This is a genomic window from Pseudomonas sp. S2_C11 (assembly GCF_054668395.1).
The window spans coordinates 203,941-226,276 of sequence record NZ_CP162765.1; the positions used below are offsets into that span (position 1 = coordinate 203,941).

Sequence of the window (22,336 nt, forward strand, 5' to 3'; positions counted from 1 at the left end):
GTTCTCAAGGAGAACCCCATGTTCACCGGCATCATCGAATCCATCGGCAGTATCCGCGCACTGACCCCAAAGGGCGGTGATGTGCGGGTGCACGTCGCAACCGGCAAGCTCGATCTGAGCGACGTCAAACTCGGCGACAGCATCGCGGTCAACGGCGTTTGCCTGACCGCCGTCGAGTTGCCGGGCGACGGCTTTGCCGCCGACGTCAGCCGCGAAACCCTTGATTGCACCGCTATGAATGATCTGAGAAGCGGCAGCCCGGTCAATCTGGAAAAAGCCCTGACCCCGACCACTCGCCTCGGCGGGCATCTGGTCAGCGGTCACGTCGATGGTGTCGGTGAAGTGGTCTCGCGCAGCGACAATGCCCGCGCCGTTGAATTTCGCATCCGCGCGCCGAAGGAACTGGCCAAGTACATTGCCCATAAAGGCTCGATCACCGTCGACGGCACCAGCCTGACCGTGAACGAAGTCGATGGCGCCGAATTCATGCTGACGATCATTCCGCACACCCTCAGCGAAACCATCATGGCTTCTTACAAGCCGGGCCGCCGGGTGAATCTGGAAGTCGACCTGCTGGCGCGTTATCTGGAGCGTCTGCTGCTGGGTGACAAGGCTGCAGAAAAGACCGCCGGCAGCACCATCACCGAAAGCTTTCTGGCCCAAAACGGCTACCTCAAATAATTCAAAAGAAGGGGGTGCCTTGTGGCGCTCAATAGCATCGAAGAACTGGTTGAAGACATCCGCCAAGGCAAGATGGTCATCCTCATGGATGACGAAGACCGCGAGAACGAAGGCGACCTGATCATGGCCGCCGAATGCTGCCAGGCCGAACACATCAACTTCATGGCCAAGCACGCCCGTGGCCTGATCTGCATGCCGATGAGCCGTGAGCGCTGCGAACTGTTGAAGCTGCCGCTGATGGCGCCACGCAACGGTTCCGGTTTCGGCACCAAGTTCACCGTTTCGATCGAAGCCGCCGAAGGCGTGACCACCGGCATCTCCGCCGCCGATCGCGCGCGCACCGTGCAAGCGGCAGCCGCCAAAGACGCCAAGGCTGAAGACATCGTCAGCCCGGGTCACATTTTCCCGCTGATGGCCCAGGCCGGCGGCACCCTCGCTCGCGCCGGCCACACCGAAGCCGCTTGCGACCTGGCGCGCATGGCCGGTTTCGAGCCGAGCGGAGTGATCTGCGAAGTGATGAACGACGACGGCACCATGTCCCGTCGCGCTGAACTCGAAGCATTCGCCGCCGAACACAACATCAAGATCGGCACCATCGCCGACCTGATTCACTACCGGATGATCCACGAACGTACCGTTCAGCGGATTGCCGAGCAGCCGCTGGACAGCGAACTGGGCCAATTCAACCTGGTGACCTATCGTGATTCGGTGGAAGGCGACGTGCACATGGCCCTGACGCTGGGCACTGTCTGCGCTGAGGAGCCGACGCTGGTTCGCGTGCACAACATGGATCCGCTGCGCGATCTGCTGATGGTCAAGCAACCGGGCCGCTGGAGCCTGCGCGCCGCCATGGCTGCGGTCGCCGAGGCCGGCAGCGGTGTGGTGCTGCTGCTCGGTCACCCGCTTGATGGTGACGTGCTGCTGGCGCATATCCGTGAAACCGGCGAGCAGGCAGCGCCGAAAAAACCGACCACCTACAGCATTGTCGGGGCCGGTTCGCAGATCCTGCGTGACCTCGGCGTGCGCAAAATGCGCTTGATGTCGGCACCAATGAAGTTCAATGCGATATCCGGTTTCGATCTGGAAGTTGTAGAATACGTGCCCTCCGAATAATGACCGGCTGTTTCCGGACTCCGATTCGCGGCAAATAATCACTGAGGGGCGCGTAGCAGACGCGTCCCGGCTCTTTAAGAGAACTGACGAATGACCCTGAAGACCATCGAAGGTACCTTCATCGCCCCTAAAGGCCGCTACGCTCTGGTAGTGGGCCGCTTCAACAGCTTCGTGGTTGAAAGCCTGGTCAGCGGTGCCGTTGATGCCCTGGTTCGCCACGGCGTGAGCGAAAGCGACATCACCATCATCCGCGCGCCGGGCGCCTTCGAAATCCCGCTGGTTGCGCAGAAAGTCGCCCAGAAAGGCGAGTTCGCAGCGATCATCGCCCTTGGCGCGGTCATTCGTGGCGGTACTCCGCACTTCGAATACGTGGCTGGCGAGTGCACCAAAGGCCTGGCCCAGGTCTCCATGGAATTCGGCGTACCGGTCGCCTTCGGCGTGCTGACCGTCGACTCCATCGAGCAAGCCATCGAACGTTCCGGCACCAAGGCCGGTAACAAAGGTGCCGAAGCTGCCCTGTCCGCTCTGGAAATGGTCAGCCTGCTGGCGCAGTTGGAGGCCAAGTGATTAGCGACGAAAGCGATCGTTTCAACCCACGCGATCCGAAACCTGCGGATGCCGGCAAGCCGTCGAAGAGCGCCAAGCGTCGTGAAGCCCGTCAGCTCGCGACTCAAGCGCTGTACCAGTGGCACATGGCCCGGCAATCGCTGAACGAGATCGAAGCGCAGTTTCGCGTTGATAACGATTTCACCGATGTCGACGGCGCCTACTTCCGTGAAATCCTTCACGGGGTTCCGCAGTTCAAGACCGAAATCGACACTGCCCTGACGCCTTGCCTGGATCTGGCGATCGAAGAGCTGGACCCGGTTGAACTGGCGGTTCTGCGCCTGTCGACCTGGGAACTGCTCAAGCGCGTCGACGTGCCGTACCGCGTTGTGATCAACGAAGGTATAGAACTGGCCAAAGTGTTCGGTTCGACCGACGGCCACAAGTTCGTCAACGGCGTGCTCGACAAGCTGGCCCCGCGCCTGCGTGAAGCTGAAGTGAAGGCGTTCAAGCGCTGATCGGCGCTTGAATACTTTTTCTCAGCCATGGGCGAGTTTGAGCTGATCCGCAATTTCTTCGCCGCCGCGCCTTGTGCGCAGGGCGGCGAAGGCGTTGCTCTGGGGATCGGCGACGACTGCGCCTTGCTGGCGGTTCCCGCAGGGGAACAGCTGGCGGTTTCCACCGATACGCTGGTGGCCGGTGTGCATTTCGCCGACCCCTGCGATCCGTTTCTGCTCGGCCAGCGCTCGCTGGCCGTCGCGGTCAGTGACCTGGCCGCCATGGGCGCCGCGCCCGTTGCCTTCACCCTTGCCCTGACCTTACCGACGGTAACCGCCGATTGGCTGCAAGCCTATGCCCGTGGTTTGAACCGCATGGCGCAAAGCTGCGGCGTGGTGCTGGTCGGCGGCGACACCACGCGCGGGCCGTTGAGCCTGACGGTCACCGTGTTCGGCCGCGTACCCGCTGGCCAGGCCTTGACCCGCAGCGGTGCGCAGGCCGGTGATCTGCTCTGCGTCGGCGGCGAACTGGGCAATGCGGCCGGCGCCTTGCCGCTGGTATTGGCTCAACGTGATGCCGAAGCGCATATCGCCCAGCCGCTGCTCGAGCATTACTGGTCGCCACAGCCGCAACTGGCGCTCGGTCAGGCCCTGCGCGGCAAGGCCACGGCGGCACTGGACATCTCCGACGGCCTGCTCGCCGATTGCGGGCATATCGCGCTGGCGTCGAAGGTGCGACTTGAGATTGAACGCGAGCGTTTACCGTTGTCGGATGCTTTAGTCGCGTTTCTCGGCCAGCGCGGTGCCGAGCGCGCGGCATTGAGCGGTGGTGATGATTACGTACTGGCCTTCACCTTGCCGTCCGCCGAGTTGCCGGCACTGCTGGCCGACGGCTGGCCGATCCATGTGATCGGGCAAGTGCTGCCGGGCCAGGGCGTGCTGCTGCTGGACCGCGACCGACGCGACATCACTCCGCAGATTCGCGGCTACCAACATTTTCAGGAGACACCGTGACAGATCACCCGAAACAGGTTCCTGCCGAATTCGTGCCTCCTTCGGTCTGGCGCAATCCGTGGCATTTCCTCGCGTTCGGCTTCGGCTCCGGCACGTTGCCAAAAGCCCCGGGCACGTGGGGTTCGCTGGTGGCGCTGCCGTTCATTCCGCTGTGGCAGATGCTGCCCGACTGGGGCTACTGGCTGATGCTCGGCATCACCATGCTGTTCGGCTTCTGGCTGTGCGGCAAAGTCGCTGACGATTTGCGCGTTCACGACCACGAAGGAATCGTCTGGGACGAAATGGTCGGCATGTGGATCACCCTGTGGCTGGTGCCGGAAGGCTGGTACTGGTTGCTCGCGGGTTTTCTGGTGTTCCGCTTCTTCGATATTCTCAAGCCGTGGCCGATCCGCTGGATCGACAAGCATGTGCATGGCGGCGTCGGCATCATGCTCGACGACGTGCTGGCCGGTGTGTTCGCCTGGCTGGCGATGCAAGGGCTGGTATGGGTATTCGCCTGATTCGACTCACGTGAGGAACCACGCAATGCTGCGACGCGGGTTGGCGCTGCTGCTTCTGGCTCTGCTGGGCACGTTCGCCCATGCGCAGGCCGCCGCGCCTGTGCCTGGGGTAATCCATCTGGCCAGCGAAGACTGGGAGGATTACACCGCCGCCGATGGCCATGGTCTGGCCTGGGACGTGTTGCGCAAAGTGTTCGAGCCGGCCGGGGTCAAGCTGGATATTCGCACGGTGCCGTACACCCGTTCGATCGGGCTGGTGCAGTTGAAGGAAGTCGACGCGCTGGTCGGCTCCTACCGCGACGAAGCCACGCAGGTGCTGTACCCGCAGTGGAAGTTCGATTCCGATCACATCTACGCGCTGGGCCTGGCCAGCAGCCCGCCGCCGACCCTGGCGACCCTGGGCAGATACCGTTTGGCCTGGGTGCGCGGCTACCGTTACGAAAACTACTTGCCGAACATCCAGCGCTTCAACCAGATCGAAAGGCGCACCGGCATTCTGCTGATGCTCAAGCAGGGCCGGGCGGATTACTACATCGATGCGCTGACCGAGATTGAAGCGGTCGTGCGCGATGCCGCAGATCCCGCGCAGTTTCGCTATTCGCATCTGGCTGAGTTGCCGCTGTTTCTCGGTTTCGCTGATACCCCGCAGGCTCGCGCGTTGATGGCGCTGTATGACCGGCGCATGGCGGAACTGGTCAAGAGCGGAGAGCTGAAGCCGGTCTTCGAGAGGTGGAAGCAGCCGTATCCGTTCAACCCGAACTGAAGCCCAACGCAAGTCCCTGTAGGAGCTGCGGCACGCTGCGATCTTTTGATCTTGATATCAAGCCAGATCAAAAGATCGCAGCCTCGTTGCACTCGACAGCTCCTACAGGGAGCGGCGGTGCTGGCGGCAGCTGTCATCAAACTTTTTGATGTTTATGCCCGATAATTCAGCCTAAGCGTCTACAGGAACCTGCTGTTACAATGCCGGCCTGCGAATTTTCAGTCTTCTAGATCAGGAGCACATCGGTGCCTGTCGTCTTCGTCGCCGCTTCCAAGCTGCCAACGCCTTTTGCGCAATTCACCATGCACGGCTTTCTCGATGAGAGCACCGGGCGTGAGCACGTCGTGCTGAGCCTCGGTGAAATTGCCGATGGCGCCCCGGTACTCGGTCGTCTGCATTCCGAATGCCTGACCGGCGATGCCTTGTTTAGCCAGCGTTGCGACTGCGGCTCGCAATTGGAGGCAGCTTTGCAGGCGATCGCCCGCGAAGGCCGTGGCGTGCTGCTGTATCTGCGTCAGGAAGGGCGCGGCATCGGGCTGCTGAACAAGATCCGCGCCTATGAATTGCAGGACGGCGGCGCCGATACCGTCGAAGCCAACGAGCGTCTGGGCTTTGCCGCCGATCAGCGCGACTACGCCATGTGCCTGCCGATGCTTGAGCATCTGGGCGTGAAATCCCTGCGCCTGATGACCAACAACCCGCGCAAGGTCAAAGCGCTGACCGACATGGGCATCGTCGTCGCCGAGCGCGTGCCGCTGCACACCGGGCACAATCCGCACAACAAACTCTACCTGGCGACCAAGGCCAGCAAGCTCGACCACATGATGGGCAACGAGCACCAGGGCGAGGTCGACCGCGCGTGAACCGCGGCCAGGTGCGGCGGCGGTTGGCGGTGGCCTGGTGGCAATACCTGGCGCTGGCGCTGTTGCCGCTGTTCGTGCTCAACGCGCTGTTCGGTGAAGGCCAGGGCCTGTTGCCAGTGCTGGCGATGCCTTTGTTCATCGCTGGCGTCGCCTCGATGTTTGTCAGCCTCAAGTATTTCGCCCGCTACAAACACGCGTTGATCGCCACGCAAAAAGCCCTCGATACCGCCGAAGAACCCGCCGCCTGGATTGCCCTTGCGGCGCGTCGGCGTGCGGCGTTGCTGGTGGCGTCTTTGCCGGCCTGGATCGGCGCACTGGCGGTATTCGTCGGCCTCGAAGCCGTGCCGTTGATGTTGCTGGCGCTGTCCACCGCCGTGCTGTTCTATCTCTATCGTATTCCGCGTCAACTCGGCTGATGCATCGCCTGTGGCTGGCGGTTCTGCTGCTCGCCCTGAGCAGCCCGGCGCTGGCCGCACTGCGTGTGGTCAGCCTCGCCCCCTCGCTGTCTGAAATCGTCGTTGAACTGGACTCTGCCGACCTGTTGGTCGGCGTGCTGGATGCGGGCGAGCGGCCGCCGGCAATTGCCGATGTTGCGTCTGTGGGGCGCTACGGTCAGCTCGACATGGAGCGCTTGCTCAGCCTGAAACCGGATTTGCTGCTGCTCTGGCCCGGCAGCGTCGGCGCCGGGCAGCGTGATCAGCTCAAACGTCTGAACATTCCGACCTTCGTCGCCGAGCCGCACAAGTTGACGCAACTGGCGACGCAAATTGAAGCGATCAGCAAACAGCTGGGGCGTCCTGAACGTGGGGCGAAACGAGCGGCCGAATTGCGCGAGCAGCTGAATGATCTGCGCCAGCGTTATCGTCGTGATGTGCCGCTGCGGGTGTTTTATCAGGTCTGGGACAAGCCGCTGTACACCGTCGGGGGAGGGCAGATCATCAGCGATGCGCTTGAGGTGTGCGGCGCGCGCAATATCTTCGCCGAGCTGAAACTGCCGGCACCACAGGTGAGTATCGAGGCGGTATTGCAGCGTGATCCCGAAGTGATTGTCGCCGGTGACCAGGCGCAGCTAGGCGCGTGGAAGGCCTGGCCGCAGGTGGCAGCAGTCAGGCAGGGGAGACTGCTATTGGTCAGTGACAAAGGTCTGGAACGGCCCAGTGGTCAGATGATCAGTGCGACCGCCAAACTCTGCCAATTGATCGCGCCGGATCGGTAGACCGCATCGCCTGTATTCGCGAGCAGGCTCGCTCCCACACTGGATTTGCGGTGAAAACAAACTGTGTGGCCGCACTCAGTCTACTGTGGGAGCGAGCCTGCTCGCGAAGAGGCCAGCCAGCCAATACAAATCTCAGCTCAGAGTTCAGGAGTCCAGGTGACCCCAAACATCCACGCCCGACCTTCCTCGCGATAGCCATACTGCGCGCCGTCATAGCTGTAGTTCGCCCGGCTGTAGCCCTTGTCCAGCAAGTTATCTACCTTCAGATCCAGCTTGATCTCACGGTTCAGCGCCCAACTGCTGCGCAGCCCGAGCGTGCCGTAGCCGCCCAGCGACTGGGTGTTGTTCAAGTCGTCGTAACTGCCACTGACCAATTGCCAGCTGGCGCCCACACCCAAGCGATCGAACTGCCGATCCAGATCCCAACTGGCCGTGCGCCGCGCCCGTCGCGCCAGGGTATGCCCGGTATCGCGATCTCGCGGGTCAATGATCGCCACGCCGAGATTGCTCTGCCAGCCAAACAGCTCCTGCTTCAGCGCTGCTTCAAAACCGTTGATGCGCGCTGACGCAACGTTCTGCGGGCGTGAGTTGCTACCGAAGATGATCGCGTCTTGCAGATCGGTGCGGTAAATCGAGGCCTCCAGCCGCGCGCTGTCGCTCAATTGGCTGCGCCATTGCAGTTCGTAGCTTTTTGAGGTTTCCGGTTTCAGGTCGGGATTGCTGAAATCCGGGTAGTACAGGTCGTTGAAGGTCGGCGCGCGGAAACCTTCGCTGTAGCTCAGCAGCACGTCGTTATCCGGATTGAGCGGCAGGGTGAAAGTACCGCTCCAAGTGTTCTGGCTGCCGAACTGCTGGTTGTCGTCGTGGCGCACGCCGATCTCGGTGGAGAAGCTGTCGGCCTGATAGCGATGCTGGATGAACGCTGCGCGATTCCAGCGGCTGTCCTCGTCGAACGCAGTGCTGCTGTTGATCCGGTCTTCGTACCAGTCACCACCGAGCATCAGGCTGTTGCGCGGGTCGAGCGTCAGGTCGTTCTGCCAGTTCACTGAGTCGCGATAGGTGTTGAACACCGTGCGCTCGTCACTGAGCTTGTCGAAAGTCTTCTCGCGGTTTTCGCTGTGGCCGAATTCGACGCGGGTTTTCCAGGTTTCGTTGACCCGCGCATCGACGTAACTGCTCACGCTACTGATATTGAAGTCGCTGTACGGCTGCTGTTGCACCGACTCAAACGTGTCCATGTCGAAGCGGCCGAACGGATTGTCGAATTCGCTCCTGCCACGGTTATCCAGCAGATTGGCGCCGACTTCGATGTCCTCGTTCAGCGCGTGGCTGAGGCTCAGACTCAGGGATTTGTTGCGGTAGGCGTCATGGTCGCTGTCGCTTGGATACGACTCGTGGGTACGGTCGATCCCGGCCGTTTCGTCGAGGCTGGCGCCGAGGTTGAAGCGGGTCTTCTCGTCGCCGCCGGACAAGCCGAGGCTGCGCTCCCATGTCTGCTGACTGCCGAAGCCCAGATGCAGGCGTGGCTGCAAGCCTTGCCCAGTGCCGCGTCGGGTGAAGATCTGGATCACCCCGCCAATCGCGTCGCTGCCATAAATCACCGAGCGCGAGCCGCGCAGCACTTCGACTCGCTCGATCTGCTCGATGTTCAGATGTTGCAGATTACTGTCGCCGGAAGTCGAATTGCCGATGCGCTGGCCATCGACCAGCACCAGGCTCTGCGCCGATTGCGTGCCGCGAATGTAGATCCCCGGCAGACTGCCGCGCCCGCCAGTCTGCGCCACTTGCACGCCGGGCACGCGACGCAGCAGATCGGGCACGTCGCTTGGTTGCAGGCGATCAATGTCTTCGCGGGTGAACACGGTGTTGGCGGCGCTGCTGTCGTTGCGCGCCTCGACCTGACGATTGGCGCTGATCAGCGTGTCCGGCAGCTTCAGCGCCTGATCGCGCTCGAAGGTGTCGGCGACAGCGCTTGCGGTTGGCAGCAGGAGGAAGGGCAGGGCGAGGCGGGAGAGGTTCATGGCAATCTATGGTCTTTGCAAAACCATGTAGGAGCTGCCGAAGGCTGCGATCTTTTGATTTTGCTTTTTAAAGGTTCCGGAGCTGCCGAAGAGCAAGATCAAAAGATCGCAGCCTTCGGCAGCTCCTACAAGGGATTGCGTCAGCTGTTGAGCAATGCCAGCCGCTGGCGAATCGACGCTTCGATCCCGGCCTCATCCAGCCCGCACTCGGCAAGCATCTGCGCCGGTTTCGCATGCTCGACGTAAATGTCCGGCAAGCCCAGATGCAGCATCGACTTGAGGATGTTCTCGCGGGCGAGGAATTCGCTGACCGCGCCACCGGCGCCGCCCATGATTGCGTTCTCTTCGATAGTCACCAGCAACTCGTGGTTGCCGGCGATCTCGCGCACCAGCGCTTCATCCAGCGGTTTGACGAAACGCATGTCGACCACGGTGGCGTCGAGCTTCTCGGCGACTTTCAAGGCTTCGCTCAGTTGCACGCCGAACACCAGCATGGCGACCTTGCTGCCCTGACGACGGACGATGCCCTTGCCGATTTCGATCGCTTCGAGATCTTTTTCAATGACTGCATTCGGCCCGCTGCCACGCGGGTAACGCACTGCCGCCGGGCCGTTGTAGAGGTGGCCGGTGGTGAGCATTTTGCGCAATTCGTTTTCATCGCTCGGGGTCATGATGAGCATGCCCGGGATGCAGCGCAGGTAGGACAGGTCATAGCTGCCAGCGTGGGTCGGGCCGTCTTCGCCGACCAGACCGGCGCGGTCGATGGCGAACAGCACGTCGAGGTTCTGCACCGCGACGTCGTGTACCAACTGGTCGTAACCGCGTTGCAGGAATGTCGAATAGATCGCCACCACCGGTTTCGCGCCTTCGCAGGCCATGCCAGCGGCGAACGTTACCGCGTGCTGCTCGGCAATCGCCACGTCGAAATAACGCTCCGGGAAACGCTCGCTGAACGCCACCAGATCCGAGCCTTCCTTCATCGCCGGGGTGATCCCGACCAGACGAGCATCAGCCGCCGCCATGTCGCACAGCCACTCGCCGAACACCGCCGAATACTTCGGCCCGCTGGCGGCTTTCGGCGCAGCGGCCGGGGCGTCCAGAGGTTCGAGTTTGGTGATGGCGTGGTAGCCGATCGGGTCGACTTCCGCCGGGGCGAAGCCTTTGCCTTTCTTGGTGACGATGTGCAGGAACTGCGGGCCTTTGAGATCGCGCATGTTGCGCAGGGTGGCGATCAAGGTTGGCAGATCGTGGCCGTCGATCGGGCCGATGTAATTCCAGCCCAGCTCTTCGAACAGGGTGCCGGGGACCAGCATGCCTTTGGCATATTCTTCGGTACGACGGGCGATTTCCCAGGCGCCGGGCAGGCGCGAAAGGACTTTCTTGCTGCCCTCGCGCATGCTCGCGTAGGTTCGACTGGAAAGGATCTTTGCCAGATAATTCGACAACCCGCCGACGTTGCGCGAGATCGACATATCGTTGTCGTTGAGAATCACCAGCATGTTGGCGTTGACTTCAGGCGCATGGTTGAGCGCCTCGAAAGCCATGCCGGCGGTCAGCGCGCCGTCGCCGATCACGGCGATGGCCTTGCGATCGCTGTCCTGCAGGCGGGCAGCAATGGCCATGCCCAGCGCAGCGCTGATCGAGGTGCTGGAGTGGCCGACGCCGAAGGTGTCGTACTCGCTCTCGGAGCGGCGCGGGAATGCGGCAATGCCGTCCTTCTGACGCAGGCTGGCCATGCGCTCGCGGCGACCGGTGAGGATCTTGTGCGGATACGCCTGATGCCCGACGTCCCACAGCAGACGGTCGTCCGGGGTGTCGAAGACGTAATGCAGCGCGATGGTCAGCTCGATCACGCCCAGGCCGGCACCGAAATGCCCACCGGTCTGGCCGACCGTGTAGAGCAATTCCAGGCGCAACTCATCGGCCAGGGTTTCCAGCTCGGCTTCGCCTAACCGGCGCAGGCCGTCCGGCGTGTTCGCGCGGTCGAGCAGGGGCGTGGTCGGGCGCTTGCGGGGAATCTCATGAAACGTCGTGGGCATCAGGCGAATCGTTATAGGTATAAAAGATGCGGCAGTTTACCTGATGCATCGGCCCCTGCCCACGCGTTGGTCTTTTTTGGCCGATACGCCGTCAGTTGCGCCGCTCGACGATATACCGCGCCAGCTCGCGCAACGGCTCGGCCGCCGCGTCAAACGGTCGCAGCGCCTGCAAGGCCTGATCGCGCAGTTCCAGAGCGTAGGCCTTGGCGGCGTCGAGGCCGAGCAGGGCCGGGTAGGTCGGCTTGTCGCGGGCGATATCGGCGCCCTGGCGTTTGCCGAGGGTCGCGGTATCGCTTTCCACGTCGAGGATGTCGTCCTGCACCTGAAAGGCCAGGCCGATGGCCTGTGCATAAGTCTGCAATGCCTGCAGCTGATCAGGCTGGGCGCGGCCGCTGGCCAGGGCACCAAGCTTGACGCTGACTTCAATCAGCGCGCCGGTCTTGTGTCGGTGCATCTGCTCGAGGGCCGTTTGATCGAGCTTGAGACCGACCGAGCCGAGGTCGATGGCCTGACCACCGACCATGCCCGCCGGACCGGCTGCATGGGCCAGCGCTGTGACCATCTGCAGACGGATTTCGCTGCTGCAATCGCTCAGGCGCGGGTCGAGCAGGGCGCTGAAGGCCAGGCTCTGCAAGCCGTCACCGGCGAGGATCGCGCAGGCTTCGTCGAATTTTTTGTGGGTGGTCGGCTGGCCGCGACGCAGATCGTCATCGTCCATCGCCGGCAAATCGTCATGCACCAGCGAGTAGGCGTGGATCAGCTCGACCGCACAGGCCGCGCCGCTGGCCTGTTCAGCCTTTCCGCCGAGGGCTTCGCACGCGGCGTAAGCCAGCAACGGGCGCACGCGCTTGCCGCCGTTCATCACGCTGTAACGCATCGCTTCGTAGAGCCGCGCCAGTTCCGGCAGCGGCGCGTTGAACAGCGTTTCCAGCGCCGCGTTGACCCGGGCCTGACTGCTCGCCGAATATGCCGCGATCATTCTGGCTCATCCGCGTCGAAGGGTTCCTCGGCGAGTTCGCCATCACGCTCCAGCAGCACCTGCACTTTCTGCTCGGCCTGGGCCAGCGCCGCCTGGCAGTCACGGGTCAGACCGATGCCCTGCTCGAAAGCGGTCAGCGAGTCTTCCAGCGACAATTCACCGTTCTCCAGACGCTCGACCAGTGTTTGCAGGTCGGCGAGGGATTGTTCGAAATCCAGTGCAGCTTTTTTGCGGGCCATGGCGGCAATTTCCGGTAGACGTTAAACCGGCGCGACACTAGCAGATAGGGGGGGTATGGGCAAATGAGGCGCCCCACCCAAAGCCGCGCACATGACCCCGTGGCGAGGGGATTTATCCCCGCTGGGTTGCATAGCAACCCTAAAACCAGACAACCGATACTCCCAGGAAAATCGAAGTCGCCGGTTTTACGACTGCTGCGCAGCCGAGCGGGGATAAACCCCCTCGTCACAAAGTTAATGTGAAGTTTCGGGGCTGAGGCTTATTCGGCTCATTTTATGAGCCGAATAACTTCGCTATTCGGCTCACACCCTCTCGAAAGCGAGATTCCTACAGCAATCACACATGTATCCGATTGTTAAAAAACTGCCGAATCGCTAATCTTCGCCGCTTCTACGGCCCCGACAGTTGCGGGGCATTCAGACGAAACGCAGTTCACCGCTGTGAAGTACCGAGGATCGGGTGCAAGGTTTCGTTTAAGGCATGGCAGGAGGCGTCACATGCGTTCATTTCTTTTGCTGCTGATCGGCTTCGCCTGCGCGCCTGTGCTGTGGGCCGCGCCGGCTGCGCAATTGTCCGAGCCGGTCGGCGGCTGGCGTTATCACGGCCTGCTCGATCGTTCGGAAAATTCGCAGGTCGCCTACCCGACGCCGCCGATCGATCGCGGCATTCAGCGCAATCGCACGATGATCCAGGGCCAGCTCAAAGCCCTCGGCCACATGCGTCCGCCGCACAGCCTCGCCGTCAACGGCAATCCATTGAATCTGTACACCGATGATCAGGGACGTTTTGCCCGGCCCTACGCATTTGGCGCCGGTTCCAACAGCGTCGAAGTGATCAGCGCCGAGGGCCAGTCGCTCAAGCGCGTGCAATTTTATGAAGCAAATAATCTGCGCACGCCGGCGCGGATTCGTCTTGTCTTGGGATGGGACGACCCGAAAGCCGAGCTGGATCTGCATATTGTCACCCCCGACGGTCAGCATGCCTTTTGGGCACGGCCGGCGCTGAGCAATGGCGGCGGCCTCGACCCGGATGGCGTCGACGGCCCCGGCCCGGAAATGTTCACCATGACCGCGCCGCTGCACGGCACGTATCTGGTCTACGTCAACTATTGGGGCAACTACGGCGATGGTGGCTATAACTTCGAGGAAACCAGTAATCAGAACGAGGTGATCACCTCGCAGATCACCCTGGTGCTCAACGAAAACACCGTCGACGAAAAACGCGAAACCTTCATCGTGCCCCTGCGGGCGATCGGTGATCTGTTGCTGGTCAAGACTTTCAACTATTAAGCATCCCGCCACGGATGAACTCGGATGTTGTGAACATGAGCGATAACACTGTGACTCCAGCTGCCGCGACACCGGCGGCCAAACCTTCGCGGCGCTGGCCGCTGGTCGTGCTCGGCCTGTGCCTGGTGGCCGGTGTGGCGGGCGGTTTCGGCTGGCTGCTGCTCAAGCCCAAAGCGCCGCCGGCGGCACTTGCCAGTGACAAGCTCGGCCTCGGCCGTCCGGATGCCTTGCTCGAAACCCGTTCACTGAGCCAGTTGCCCAAGGACCTGCTGACGGTGCCGTTCCTCAAGGCCACGCTTACCGAGGATTTCGTCTTCTATTACGAAACCCACGCCGATCGCCTCGGCCTGATCGGCAGCCTGCGGCGGATCATCTACGAGCATGACCTGAAGTTGCAGGACAGCCTGATCGAGCAGCTTTTCGATCAACCGGCCGATGTTGCGCTGTGGCGTGGCGCCGATGGTCGTTTGAAGGATTTCCTGCTGGTGATGGATCGCGGCGGGTTGGCCAAGCTGCTCGAGCCATTGGCGAAAGTGGCGCTGGATGACACCCAGCTCAGCATCTTCGGCACTCTCAAAGTCGGCAGCGACGAAGTGCCGCTGTATCAACTCAGCTACAACGCCAGCAAATCTCTGCTGTTCGCGTCGCGCGGCGACAAACTGGTGGTGCTGTCCAATCCAGCCAAGTACTACGACCCCGAGAGCGGCGTCTCGGAAGAGTCGGGCCGCGTTTCCGCGCAAGCGCTGGCGGCGTTGCTCAACGGCGAAAAACTCTTCCCCGAAGCGTTCGGCTTGCCGGCGAAAAGCCCGGAAACCAAGCAGCGTCTGTCGGTCAATTCCAGCGTGCTCGCGATGGGCTATCAGCGCTTCATCCCGAATTTCGCCGGGCTGCGTTTCGACATGGACGACAAGGGCTGGCACAGCTATCTGGCCATGGATGAGCTGGAAAACCAGCCGGACTTCGATTTCAAACCGGTCTGGCAAGCGATGCCGCTGGGGGCGAGCGCTTGCGTGACCCTGCCAGTGGCGGCCGAACCGCAGAAGCCGATATTGATCAAACTCGGCGCTGAAGAAGCGGTGGCGCAGACCCTCACCGAACACGTCGCTGGCGCGGCTGGCCTGTGCTGGTACGCCGATTCGCGGCTGTACACGCCATTGCTGGTCGCCAGCCTCAAAGACGAGGACACCAGCAAGCTTGATGGTGATCTGGGCAAGTTGTTCGGTTCGATGGTCGGCGCGTTCGAAGCCAATGTCGCCGAAAGCGTATTCCCGGTGATCGACAAGCAGGAAGGCCAGAGCCACGTCTGGCAGCGTCAGGTCAGTTCCAGTTTCGGGCCGTACGCGGCGAAGACCGCCGAGAACCCGGAGGCGATTTCCGGCAAGGCGTTCATGAAAGTCAGCCTTGCCCGTCATGGCTCGACGCTGCTGTTTTCCCTCGACGACAAACTCGTCGACAAAGCCCTCGGCACCCTCGACAAGCGCTTCCCGCCTATGGCCGACGTTTTGCCAAAAGACGTACTGATGCCGATCTACCTCGGCCCGGACGCGATGGCGCAACTGATGCAGCGCGAAACCCTCGACAGCCTGCCGCAGGACATGGAGCCGGTGTTCTACAACGCCGCACAAACCTACCTGATACCAAAACTGCGCACCCTTGGCGGCTACGGCAAATATGCCCTGACCCTGCCCGAAGGCAGCGAGCCTGACGGCCACTGGCAATGGCTGCCACTGGAATGGAAAGCGCTGTGAGCGCACTGATCCGCAGCCTTGGCCTGCTCGCGCTGTTGCTGAGCGCAGGTGCCCGCGCAGTTGAGGCGCCGGCACTCGATCCGGCGCAATCCCAGGTGTTTCGCGCCTGGTTTGTGCGTATTGCTCAAGAGCAACTGAGCCAAGGCCCAAGCCCGCGCTGGTATCAGCAGGACTGCGCCGGCCTGGTGCGCTTTGCCGCCAACGAAGCGCTGAAAGTCCACGACGACAAATGGCTGCGCAGCAATGGTCTGTCCAATCGCTACCTGCCGCCGGAACTGACGCTGAGCAACGAGCAACGCAAGCTCGCGCAACAGTGGCAGCAGGGCGGCGGCAAGGTCGGGCCGTACGTCAACGCGATCAAACTGATTCAGTTCAACAGCCACCTGGTCGGCCGCGATGTGGCGCAGGCGCGGCCCGGCGACCTGATGTTTTTCGATCAGGGCGACGATCAGCACCTGATGATCTGGATGGGCCGCTACATCGCCTATCACACCGGCACCACCACCCCCACTGACAACGGCATGCGTTCGGCAAGCCTGCAGCAACTCATGACATGGAAGGACACCCGATGGATACCCGACGCAGCCAACCCCAACTTCATCGGCGTCTATCGACTGAACTTTCTCTCCCAATGACCGGTGCCCGCATGTTGCGTATCTGTTCGCGAATTTCTTTGCTGTTGGCGTTGTTGCTGCCGTTTTCCTGCGTCTACGCCGAAGACTCGGTGGAGCCGAGCAATTACACGCCGGTGGCCGGTGAGAGTTTCTTCCTGCTCGCCGACAGCAGTTTTGCCAGCGACGAGCCGGCGATGGTCCGCCTCGAAGCCCCGGGTCGTGACTACCGGCGCTTTCGCATGGAGCCGTACGGCGGCGCCGACATTCGCGTATATCGCATCGACAAGCCGCTGGATTTCCTCAAGCGCCAGAAGAACCTGCACCGCGTCGTCAGTGACGGCCAGTTCAAGGGCGAAGGTTTGTCCAACACTCTCGCGTATCTGTGGGACAACTGGTATCGCAAATCCCGGCGGGTGATGCAGCGTGCGTTCTCTTACGAATCGCGCAAGCAGGTCACCGAAGAAGTGCCGGAACTGAAAATGGGCGAGGCCATGGCCGCGCCGACGCCGTACGACGCGCAGCCGCAATTTGCGCTGATCCCGGGTCTGCCGGTGGTCAGCCAGTTCCGTTATCCGCTGTGGCAGGCCAAGCCGATTCAGCCGCCGGCCGGGGTCAATCTGGCCGGCTCGTCCAGCGACTTTGTCAGCGTCGCACCGGGCAACGTGTACATCCCGCTGGGCAACCTGAAGCCGGGGCTGTATCTGGTCGAAGCGCTGATCGGCAAGTACCGCGCGACCACCATGGTTTTCGTCTCCAACACCGTCGCGGTGAGCAAGATTGCCGGTGATGAATTGCTGGTCTGGGCCGCGCGCAAACACGAAGGCAGCTCGGTGCCGAAGGTCAATGTGCTGTGGACCGATGGCCTCGGCGTGATGAGCAGCGGTGCTACCGATGCCGACGGTCTGCTGCGTCTGAAACACGTCAGCCCGGAGCGTTCGTTCGTCATCGGCGAGGACGAAGAGGGCGGCGTATTCGTCTCGGAAAACTTCTACTACGACAGCGAAATCTACGACACCAAACTGTATGCCTTCACCGATCGGCCGCTGTATCGCCCGGGCGATTGGGTGTCGCTGAAAATCGTCGGGCGCGAGTTCAAGAATGCCCGTGATTCGGTGCTGCCGGGTGCGGCGGATGTCAGTGTCAGCGTGCTCGATGCCACGGGGACCGAACTGCAAACCCTCAATCTGAAGCTTGATTCGAAAGCAGGTACCCAGGGTCGCTTCCAGTTGCCGGATAACGCCGTGGCCGGTGGTTACGAGATCCGTTTCAACTACAAGGATCAGGCCTACAGCAGTGCTTTCCGCGTCGCCGAATACATCAAGCCGCACTTCGAAATCTCGCTGAATCTGGCCAAGCAGGATTACCGCACCGGTGAGCCGGTGAAAGGCAATCTGGTGCTGCTCTATCCGGACGGCAAACCGGTGGCCAACGCCAAATTGAGCCTGAGCCTGCGCGCCCAGCAACTGTCCATGGTCGACAACGAGCTGCAATACCTCGGGCAATTTCCGGTGGAGCTGACCAGCACCGAACTGACTACCGACAGCAAAGGCAACGCGACCCTCGATTTGCCGGCAGCCGATAAACCGAGCCGCTACATGCTCACCGTGTTCGCCAGCGACGGCGCGGCTTATCGGGTCAAGACCACCAAGGAAATCCTCATCGACCGTGGCGCGGCGAGTTTTCGCTTGAGCGCGCCGCAACGCTTCAGTGCAGTCGGTGACAAGGTTGCGTTCAGCTACGCCAACGAGGGCGGCACTGAGCAAAGCAAAGCGGTGACCCCAAGCACGTATGGTTGGGTGCGTCTGGAAGACCAGAGCACAGGCGAGGGCAAACTCGCGGAGAATGACAAAGGCTTCAGCATGGCCTTCGAACGCCCGGGCACGTACAACCTGACGCTGAAGGATCAACACGGTCGCGTCCTCGGCGCCACCGGCCATTCGGTCACCGGCGACGGTGTGAAAGCGGTGCCGGGCACGGTGGAAATCGTCCTCGACAAGCCCGAGTACAAGGCGGGCGAAGAAGCGCTGGCGCTGATCACCTTCCCTGAGCCGGTCAGCGACGCACTGCTGTCGCTGGAGCGCGACAAGGTCGAGGCCACTGCGCTGCTGGCCAAGGGCGGCGACTGGCTGAAACTGGAAAAACTCAGCGACACCCAATACCGCGCGCGCATTGCGGTGAAAGACAGCTTCGCGCCGAACCTGACCTTCTCCGTGCTCTACACCAAGGGCGGTCAGTACAGCTTTCAGAACGCCGGGATCAAAGTGGTCGCGCCGCAAATCGACGTGGCGATCAGCACCGACAAAGCGGTGTACCTGCCGGGCGATACGGTCACGGTCGACCTGACCACGCAGTTCGCCGGCAAAGCGGTTCCGGCACACTTGACGGTCAGCGTGGTCGACGAAATGGTCTACGCGCTGCAACCGGAAGTCGCGCCGAGCATCGACCAGTTCTTCTATCACCCTCGGCGCAACAACGTGCGCACCAGTGCCAGCCTGTCATTCATCAGCTACGACGTGGCATTGCCGGGTAGCCCCGGCGCTCCGGGCAAGGCCAATCGCAGCGAACGCGGTGTGAAGGTGCTTGAGCGTCCGCGCCGTGAAGACGTCGACACTGCTGCATGGCAGCCGGAGCTGTTGACCGGCGACGACGGCAAAACCCGCTTCACCTTCAAGATGCCGGACTCGCTGACCCGCTGGCGCATCACCGCTCGGGCGATTGCCGATGACGGTCAGGTCGGGCAGAAGAAGCAGTTTGTCCGTTCGGAAAAACCGCTTTACCTGAAGTGGAGCGGGCCGAGCAAATTCCGCAAGGGCGATCAGCCGCAACTGGGTGTGTTCGCTTTCAGTCAGGCAGAGAAACCGGTCAAGGCGGAACTGGTGACTCACTATGCCGGTACCGAACAACGTCTGCCGGTGACCCTGAACAGCGGCATCAATTACCTGCCACTGCCGGCGTTCGCTTTGGCCTCTGGCGAGTGGACGGCGGAGTTGGTGCAGGACGGCAAAGTCGCCGATGCCCTGGCTGTGCGCTTGAGTGCCACCGGTGATGGCTGGCAAGTCACGCAAACGCAAAGTCTCGATGTGGTCAGCGGCGATACACCCTTGAGTTTGCCGGCGGATGCCACGGATATTCGCCTGCGTCTGGATGACAGTCCGCAAGCGCTGTTCCGTTCCGCCCTCGATGATCTGCTCAGCTACCCGTACGGCGGCGTCGAGCAGACCGCCAGTCGCTTGCTGCCGTTGAGCATCGCCTATCCATCGCTGGCGTCGAACCCGCAGATTCGCGATCGCTTGCGCCTGATCATGCAGAACAGCCGTCTGCGTCTGGTGCAAATGGCCGGGCCGTCGGCGAGCTTCACCTGGTGGGGCTACGACGGCGAGCCGGATGCATTTCTCACCGCCTATGCCTATTACGCTGACTGGAATGCCAGCCGCGTACTCGACCTGACCCTGCCGCCGGAGCACTGGCAGCGCGTACTCGAGGTGTACGCCAAGCAAGCGCCGAATACGCCATTGCTGCAGCGGGCGCTGATTCTGTCGTTCGCCAAACAGATGCAGCTGCCAGTGAACACGCTGCTCAGCGGTCTGATCGACGATCTGGTCAAGGCCGGTGAAGGCAGTGCCGAAACCTTGCTCGACGACGGCCAGGACAGTCTGGTGATGAACGACCCGGATTCGGCACTTGGTCTGGCGACGGCGCGGGTACTCACTGCATCGTTGGCCACGCAGGCGAAAGTTGCTTTGCCGGAGGCGTTCAATCGGCAACTGGGCGCAGCGCAACAACGTCTGGCCGTCAGCTCGCAGCCCTTCGTTGAAGCACTGAACCTGTCGCTGCAACCGTTCGATCAGGCTCGCGCCACGGCGTTGTTGCAACGTCTGTTGCCGCAGCAATCGACACTGGAACGTGCACTGGCGCTGACCTGGCTGCAACGCAGCATCGCTCAGGCCTCGCCGACCATCGCGCTGATGCCGGGTGAGGGCTGGAAGAAAAACTACGGCGCCAGCGGCGAGATGTACTGGACATGGCAAGGCGCGACGCCTTTGCCGAACGTACTGAGCGTGTCCGGCGCGCAAGAGCGGCCGTTGCGTGCAGCGCTGAGCTTCCAGACTCAACAGCCGCAGGTCGATCCGATGGCCGTGAGCGTCACTCGGCGTCTGTCGCGGCTGGTGCCGGGCGACGAAGCGTTCACCTTCAAACTCGAGCCGGTCGGCACCAAGCCGCTGTCCAGCGACAGCCTGTACCTGGACGAGGTGATCCTCACCAGCAAAGCGCCGAAACCGCTGCGCTACGGCATGCTTGAAGTGCCGCTGCCACCGGGCGCAGATGTCGAGCGCACGACATGGGGCATCAAATTGCAGGGCAAGGACGGCACCGAACCGACCGCGCTGGAGAAGGCGCGTTTCGAACCGGGACAACTGGCATACGCGGTGCCGGTCGACGCGCTGAGTGGTGAGTTGCGCCTGCGTCATCTGGTGCGCTTCTCGCAGAAGGGCCAGTTCAACCTGCCGCCGGTACGCTTCAAGCAAGTGTATGCACCGCAACATCAGGCCCAAGAGGCGAAAGCCGCCCTCGGTCAGGTCACGGTCAACTGACATGCGCCGGCCGCTGTTGTGGCTGCTGATGGGGGTGATGCCTGCGCTGGCGACAGCGCAGGACGAGCCGTTGCGCGTGGCCTATCAGGGCGATTTGTTGTCGTTGAGTCAGACGCAACTGATCAAGCGCGAACCGTTGCCAGCGTCGCTGGATGCGCCGCTGGGCAGTCTGTGGAAGTTGTTCGTCTACGCGTGGCTGGTGGATACCGGTGCACGGGAACCGGCTTATGAATGTCGCGGGCAGTCCAAAGAAGAAGTTTATTGCTGCTCGGCGGGCGGCAAGATCGAGCGGGATCAGGCACTGGTGAAATCCTGCGGTCTGTATTTCGACCCCGCGCGGTTGGGCATTGCAGCGAAGGATTGGCGAGCGTATTGGCAGTCGCGGCAGGCACCGTCGTGGTTGCTGGATTTGCCAGCCGTGCAACCGGCAACAAGGGTTTCGGTTGCCGAGTTATTGAGCGTTCTGGCATTGCTGCCAGCGCAGGATCAGACGCGCCGCGTGCTGCTCGATGTCGTGCTGAACGCGGCGGACGGCAATGTCGTCGGCGAGTTGGGCGGGCGCCTGCGGGTGAAAACCTGGAGCTGGCTCGGCGACCAGGATGCACAATCGCGGCAAGGTGGATTCGCCGGTTGGAGCGCCGACGGCACACCGATCTGGGCGGGTGGACGCGGTACCAGTCAAATGGTTCTGCGGCACTACGCTCAGGCGCTGGCCAGCGTGTTGCCGACGGCGTGGCCAGCGGACGCAGGGCGTTGTGTGGAAGTCGGGCTGTTCTCGAAATACCCGGTTTCGAAAGTTCTGGCCGGCGATCGTGTTGCCACGTCCGGGCCATTGCGCGGCGACTACCACGTCGAATTCGCCAACGGCAACGCGCTGGACATCCACAGCGATGGCGAATTGTTTCTGCTCAACGACAAACTCGTCGCAAGGCTTGATCGCGAAGAATATGTCGCCCGTGTCCTTGAGCGCGAAGCCAAACCTGAACCTGCCGAAGCCGCCAAGGCGCTGGCCGTAGCGATCCGCACTTATCTGCTGCAAAACGCCACGCGCAACGGCGACTGCCTGAGCATCGACGACAGCAGCAATCGCCAGCGCGTCGCCCCGCGTCCAGCCTCTGCCGAGTCACGCAACATCGCGGCGTGGACGGCGGATCTGGTACTGGCCGGCAGCACCGTCACCTATCACTCCGACCAGCCCGGCCCGGACAAACTCGCCTGGCAGCAAGCCGTCGAGCAAGCGAACGCCGGCCAGCGCTACGACGCGATTCTGCTGCACTCCTATCCACGCGCCAGCCTCAGCCGCTGGGACAACCCGGTCGCCTCCTGCGAAGCATTACCCGCCGCGCAAGACTGGCTGCAAAAGCAGCGACGCGGCTGGCGTCCTAAGCTCGAAAGCGAAACCGGCTATAACGAAGTCAGCACTTTCGCCGTATGCAAACTCGCCTTCGGCCGGCCCTTCGTCGACCGCGAACGCCAGCGCATATACGTGCGCGGCGTGCTGAGCCTGCAGGATCGCCTCGATCTGACCCACGAATATCTGCACCTGGCCTTCGAAGCACACCCCAACGGCCAGGATGAAACCTACATCGAAGGGCTCGCCCGTCACCTTTTGCTGGAATAG

At 62.1% G+C, this 22,336-nt stretch carries 19 protein-coding genes; 15 read left to right on the top strand and 4 right to left on the bottom strand.

Annotation, left to right across the window (positions count from 1 at the left end; all coding sequences use genetic code 11):
- Window positions 1-18: 18 nt before the first annotated feature.
- The 10 genes from AB4N48_RS01000 to AB4N48_RS01045 all read left to right on the top strand — a co-directional run bounded on the left by AB4N48_RS01000 (window position 19) and on the right by AB4N48_RS01045 (window position 7,193).
- Complete coding sequence (locus AB4N48_RS01000; RefSeq protein ID WP_056790724.1) at window positions 19-681, top strand: riboflavin synthase; 663 nt, start codon at window positions 19-21, stop codon at window positions 679-681.
- A gap of 21 nt (window positions 682-702) precedes the next feature.
- Complete coding sequence (gene ribBA, locus AB4N48_RS01005) at window positions 703-1,794, top strand: bifunctional 3,4-dihydroxy-2-butanone-4-phosphate synthase/GTP cyclohydrolase II (RefSeq protein ID WP_039761895.1); 1,092 nt, start codon at window positions 703-705, stop codon at window positions 1,792-1,794.
- A 90-nt stretch (window positions 1,795-1,884) separates the two neighbouring features.
- A complete protein-coding gene (ribH, locus tag AB4N48_RS01010) occupies window positions 1,885-2,361 on the top strand; it encodes a 6,7-dimethyl-8-ribityllumazine synthase (protein ID WP_003228649.1) in 477 nt (158 codons plus the stop codon).
- Entirely contained in the window at window positions 2,358-2,858 is a 501-nt protein-coding gene (gene nusB, locus AB4N48_RS01015; RefSeq protein ID WP_024014489.1) for a transcription antitermination factor NusB, read from the top strand. Before ribH ends, nusB begins: the two co-directional genes overlap by 4 nt.
- Window positions 2,859-2,885: 27 nt before the next feature.
- Window positions 2,886-3,851, top strand: coding sequence for a thiamine-phosphate kinase (thiL, locus tag AB4N48_RS01020; protein ID WP_423664950.1), 966 nt, complete (start codon window positions 2,886-2,888; stop codon window positions 3,849-3,851).
- On the top strand, window positions 3,848-4,351 hold the full coding sequence (locus AB4N48_RS01025) for a phosphatidylglycerophosphatase A family protein (RefSeq protein WP_039761886.1): 504 nt from the start codon (window positions 3,848-3,850) through the stop codon (window positions 4,349-4,351). The genes thiL and AB4N48_RS01025 overlap by 4 nt, the downstream gene beginning before the upstream one ends.
- A gap of 25 nt (window positions 4,352-4,376) precedes the next feature.
- Window positions 4,377-5,114 (top strand): substrate-binding periplasmic protein, encoded by a 738-nt coding sequence (locus tag AB4N48_RS01030; protein ID WP_460094644.1) that lies wholly within the window; start codon window positions 4,377-4,379, stop codon window positions 5,112-5,114.
- A 245-nt stretch (window positions 5,115-5,359) separates the two neighbouring features.
- Window positions 5,360-5,977, top strand: coding sequence for a GTP cyclohydrolase II (gene ribA / locus AB4N48_RS01035; protein ID WP_024014485.1), 618 nt, complete (start codon window positions 5,360-5,362; stop codon window positions 5,975-5,977).
- Entirely contained in the window at window positions 5,974-6,393 is a 420-nt protein-coding gene (locus AB4N48_RS01040; protein WP_460094645.1) for an MFS transporter, read from the top strand. Before ribA ends, AB4N48_RS01040 begins: the two co-directional genes overlap by 4 nt.
- Window positions 6,393-7,193, top strand: a complete 801-nt coding sequence (locus AB4N48_RS01045; protein WP_460094646.1) for a cobalamin-binding protein — start codon at window positions 6,393-6,395, stop codon at window positions 7,191-7,193. The genes AB4N48_RS01040 and AB4N48_RS01045 overlap by 1 nt, the downstream gene beginning before the upstream one ends.
- A gap of 137 nt (window positions 7,194-7,330) precedes the next feature.
- Here the strand turns inward: AB4N48_RS01045 and AB4N48_RS01050 are convergent, their stop codons facing one another.
- The 4 genes from AB4N48_RS01050 to AB4N48_RS01065 all read right to left on the bottom strand — a co-directional run bounded on the left by AB4N48_RS01050 (window position 7,331) and on the right by AB4N48_RS01065 (window position 12,471).
- Window positions 7,331-9,214, bottom strand: coding sequence for a TonB-dependent receptor domain-containing protein (locus AB4N48_RS01050; protein WP_460094647.1), 1,884 nt, complete (start codon window positions 9,212-9,214; stop codon window positions 7,331-7,333).
- 140 nt (window positions 9,215-9,354) lie between these two features.
- Entirely contained in the window at window positions 9,355-11,253 is a 1,899-nt protein-coding gene (dxs, locus tag AB4N48_RS01055) for a 1-deoxy-D-xylulose-5-phosphate synthase (protein ID WP_315435955.1), read from the bottom strand.
- 91 nt (window positions 11,254-11,344) lie between these two features.
- Window positions 11,345-12,232, bottom strand: coding sequence for a (2E,6E)-farnesyl diphosphate synthase (gene ispA, locus AB4N48_RS01060; RefSeq protein WP_041477698.1), 888 nt, complete (start codon window positions 12,230-12,232; stop codon window positions 11,345-11,347).
- Window positions 12,229-12,471 (bottom strand): exodeoxyribonuclease VII small subunit, encoded by a 243-nt coding sequence (locus AB4N48_RS01065; RefSeq protein WP_016772991.1) that lies wholly within the window; start codon window positions 12,469-12,471, stop codon window positions 12,229-12,231. Before AB4N48_RS01065 ends, ispA begins: the two co-directional genes overlap by 4 nt.
- 498 nt (window positions 12,472-12,969) lie before the next feature.
- On the opposite strand from AB4N48_RS01065, the gene AB4N48_RS01070 reads away from it, so the two are divergent.
- From AB4N48_RS01070 to AB4N48_RS01090, 5 genes are read left to right on the top strand one after another with little or no spacing between them, the layout of a single operon-like run.
- Complete coding sequence (locus tag AB4N48_RS01070; RefSeq protein WP_150742325.1) at window positions 12,970-13,761, top strand: YfaP family protein; 792 nt, start codon at window positions 12,970-12,972, stop codon at window positions 13,759-13,761.
- A gap of 35 nt (window positions 13,762-13,796) precedes the next feature.
- Complete coding sequence (locus AB4N48_RS01075; RefSeq protein ID WP_460094649.1) at window positions 13,797-15,509, top strand: DUF2138 domain-containing protein; 1,713 nt, start codon at window positions 13,797-13,799, stop codon at window positions 15,507-15,509.
- The gene (locus AB4N48_RS01080; RefSeq protein ID WP_095181920.1) at window positions 15,494-16,144 is read left to right on the top strand and encodes a DUF1175 domain-containing protein; all 651 of its coding nucleotides are present in this window, start codon (window positions 15,494-15,496) and stop codon (window positions 16,142-16,144) included. Before AB4N48_RS01075 ends, AB4N48_RS01080 begins: the two co-directional genes overlap by 16 nt.
- Window positions 16,141-20,715: an alpha-2-macroglobulin family protein gene (locus tag AB4N48_RS01085; protein WP_460094650.1), complete on the top strand. Its 4,575-nt coding sequence runs from the start codon at window positions 16,141-16,143 to the stop codon at window positions 20,713-20,715. The genes AB4N48_RS01080 and AB4N48_RS01085 overlap by 4 nt, the downstream gene beginning before the upstream one ends.
- Window position 20,716: 1 nt before the next feature.
- Window positions 20,717-22,336 carry a DUF2300 domain-containing protein gene (locus AB4N48_RS01090; RefSeq protein ID WP_460094652.1) on the top strand — a complete coding sequence of 540 codons (1,620 nt, stop codon included), beginning with the start codon at window positions 20,717-20,719 and terminating at the stop codon, window positions 22,334-22,336.

Excerpts from the sequence above, each read along its gene's own strand:
- AB4N48_RS01000 (WP_056790724.1), top strand. The coding sequence starts at position 19 with ATGTTCACCGGCATCATCGAATCCATCGGCAGTATCCGCGCACTGACC.
- ribH (WP_003228649.1), top strand. The coding sequence starts at position 1,885 with ATGACCCTGAAGACCATCGAAGGTACCTTCATCGCCCCTAAAGGCCGC.
- thiL (WP_423664950.1), top strand. The coding sequence starts at position 2,886 with ATGGGCGAGTTTGAGCTGATCCGCAATTTCTTCGCCGCCGCGCCTTGT.
- AB4N48_RS01030 (WP_460094644.1), top strand. The coding sequence starts at position 4,377 with ATGCTGCGACGCGGGTTGGCGCTGCTGCTTCTGGCTCTGCTGGGCACG.
- AB4N48_RS01045 (WP_460094646.1), top strand. The coding sequence starts at position 6,393 with ATGCATCGCCTGTGGCTGGCGGTTCTGCTGCTCGCCCTGAGCAGCCCG.
- AB4N48_RS01050 (WP_460094647.1), bottom strand. The coding sequence starts at position 9,214 with ATGAACCTCTCCCGCCTCGCCCTGCCCTTCCTCCTGCTGCCAACCGCA.
- dxs (WP_315435955.1), bottom strand. The coding sequence starts at position 11,253 with ATGCCCACGACGTTTCATGAGATTCCCCGCAAGCGCCCGACCACGCCC.
- ispA (WP_041477698.1), bottom strand. The coding sequence starts at position 12,232 with ATGATCGCGGCATATTCGGCGAGCAGTCAGGCCCGGGTCAACGCGGCG.
- AB4N48_RS01065 (WP_016772991.1), bottom strand. The coding sequence starts at position 12,471 with ATGGCCCGCAAAAAAGCTGCACTGGATTTCGAACAATCCCTCGCCGAC.
- AB4N48_RS01070 (WP_150742325.1), top strand. The coding sequence starts at position 12,970 with ATGCGTTCATTTCTTTTGCTGCTGATCGGCTTCGCCTGCGCGCCTGTG.
- AB4N48_RS01075 (WP_460094649.1), top strand. The coding sequence starts at position 13,797 with ATGAGCGATAACACTGTGACTCCAGCTGCCGCGACACCGGCGGCCAAA.
- AB4N48_RS01080 (WP_095181920.1), top strand. The coding sequence starts at position 15,494 with ATGGAAAGCGCTGTGAGCGCACTGATCCGCAGCCTTGGCCTGCTCGCG.
- AB4N48_RS01085 (WP_460094650.1), top strand. The coding sequence starts at position 16,141 with ATGACCGGTGCCCGCATGTTGCGTATCTGTTCGCGAATTTCTTTGCTG.
- AB4N48_RS01090 (WP_460094652.1), top strand. The coding sequence starts at position 20,717 with ATGCGCCGGCCGCTGTTGTGGCTGCTGATGGGGGTGATGCCTGCGCTG.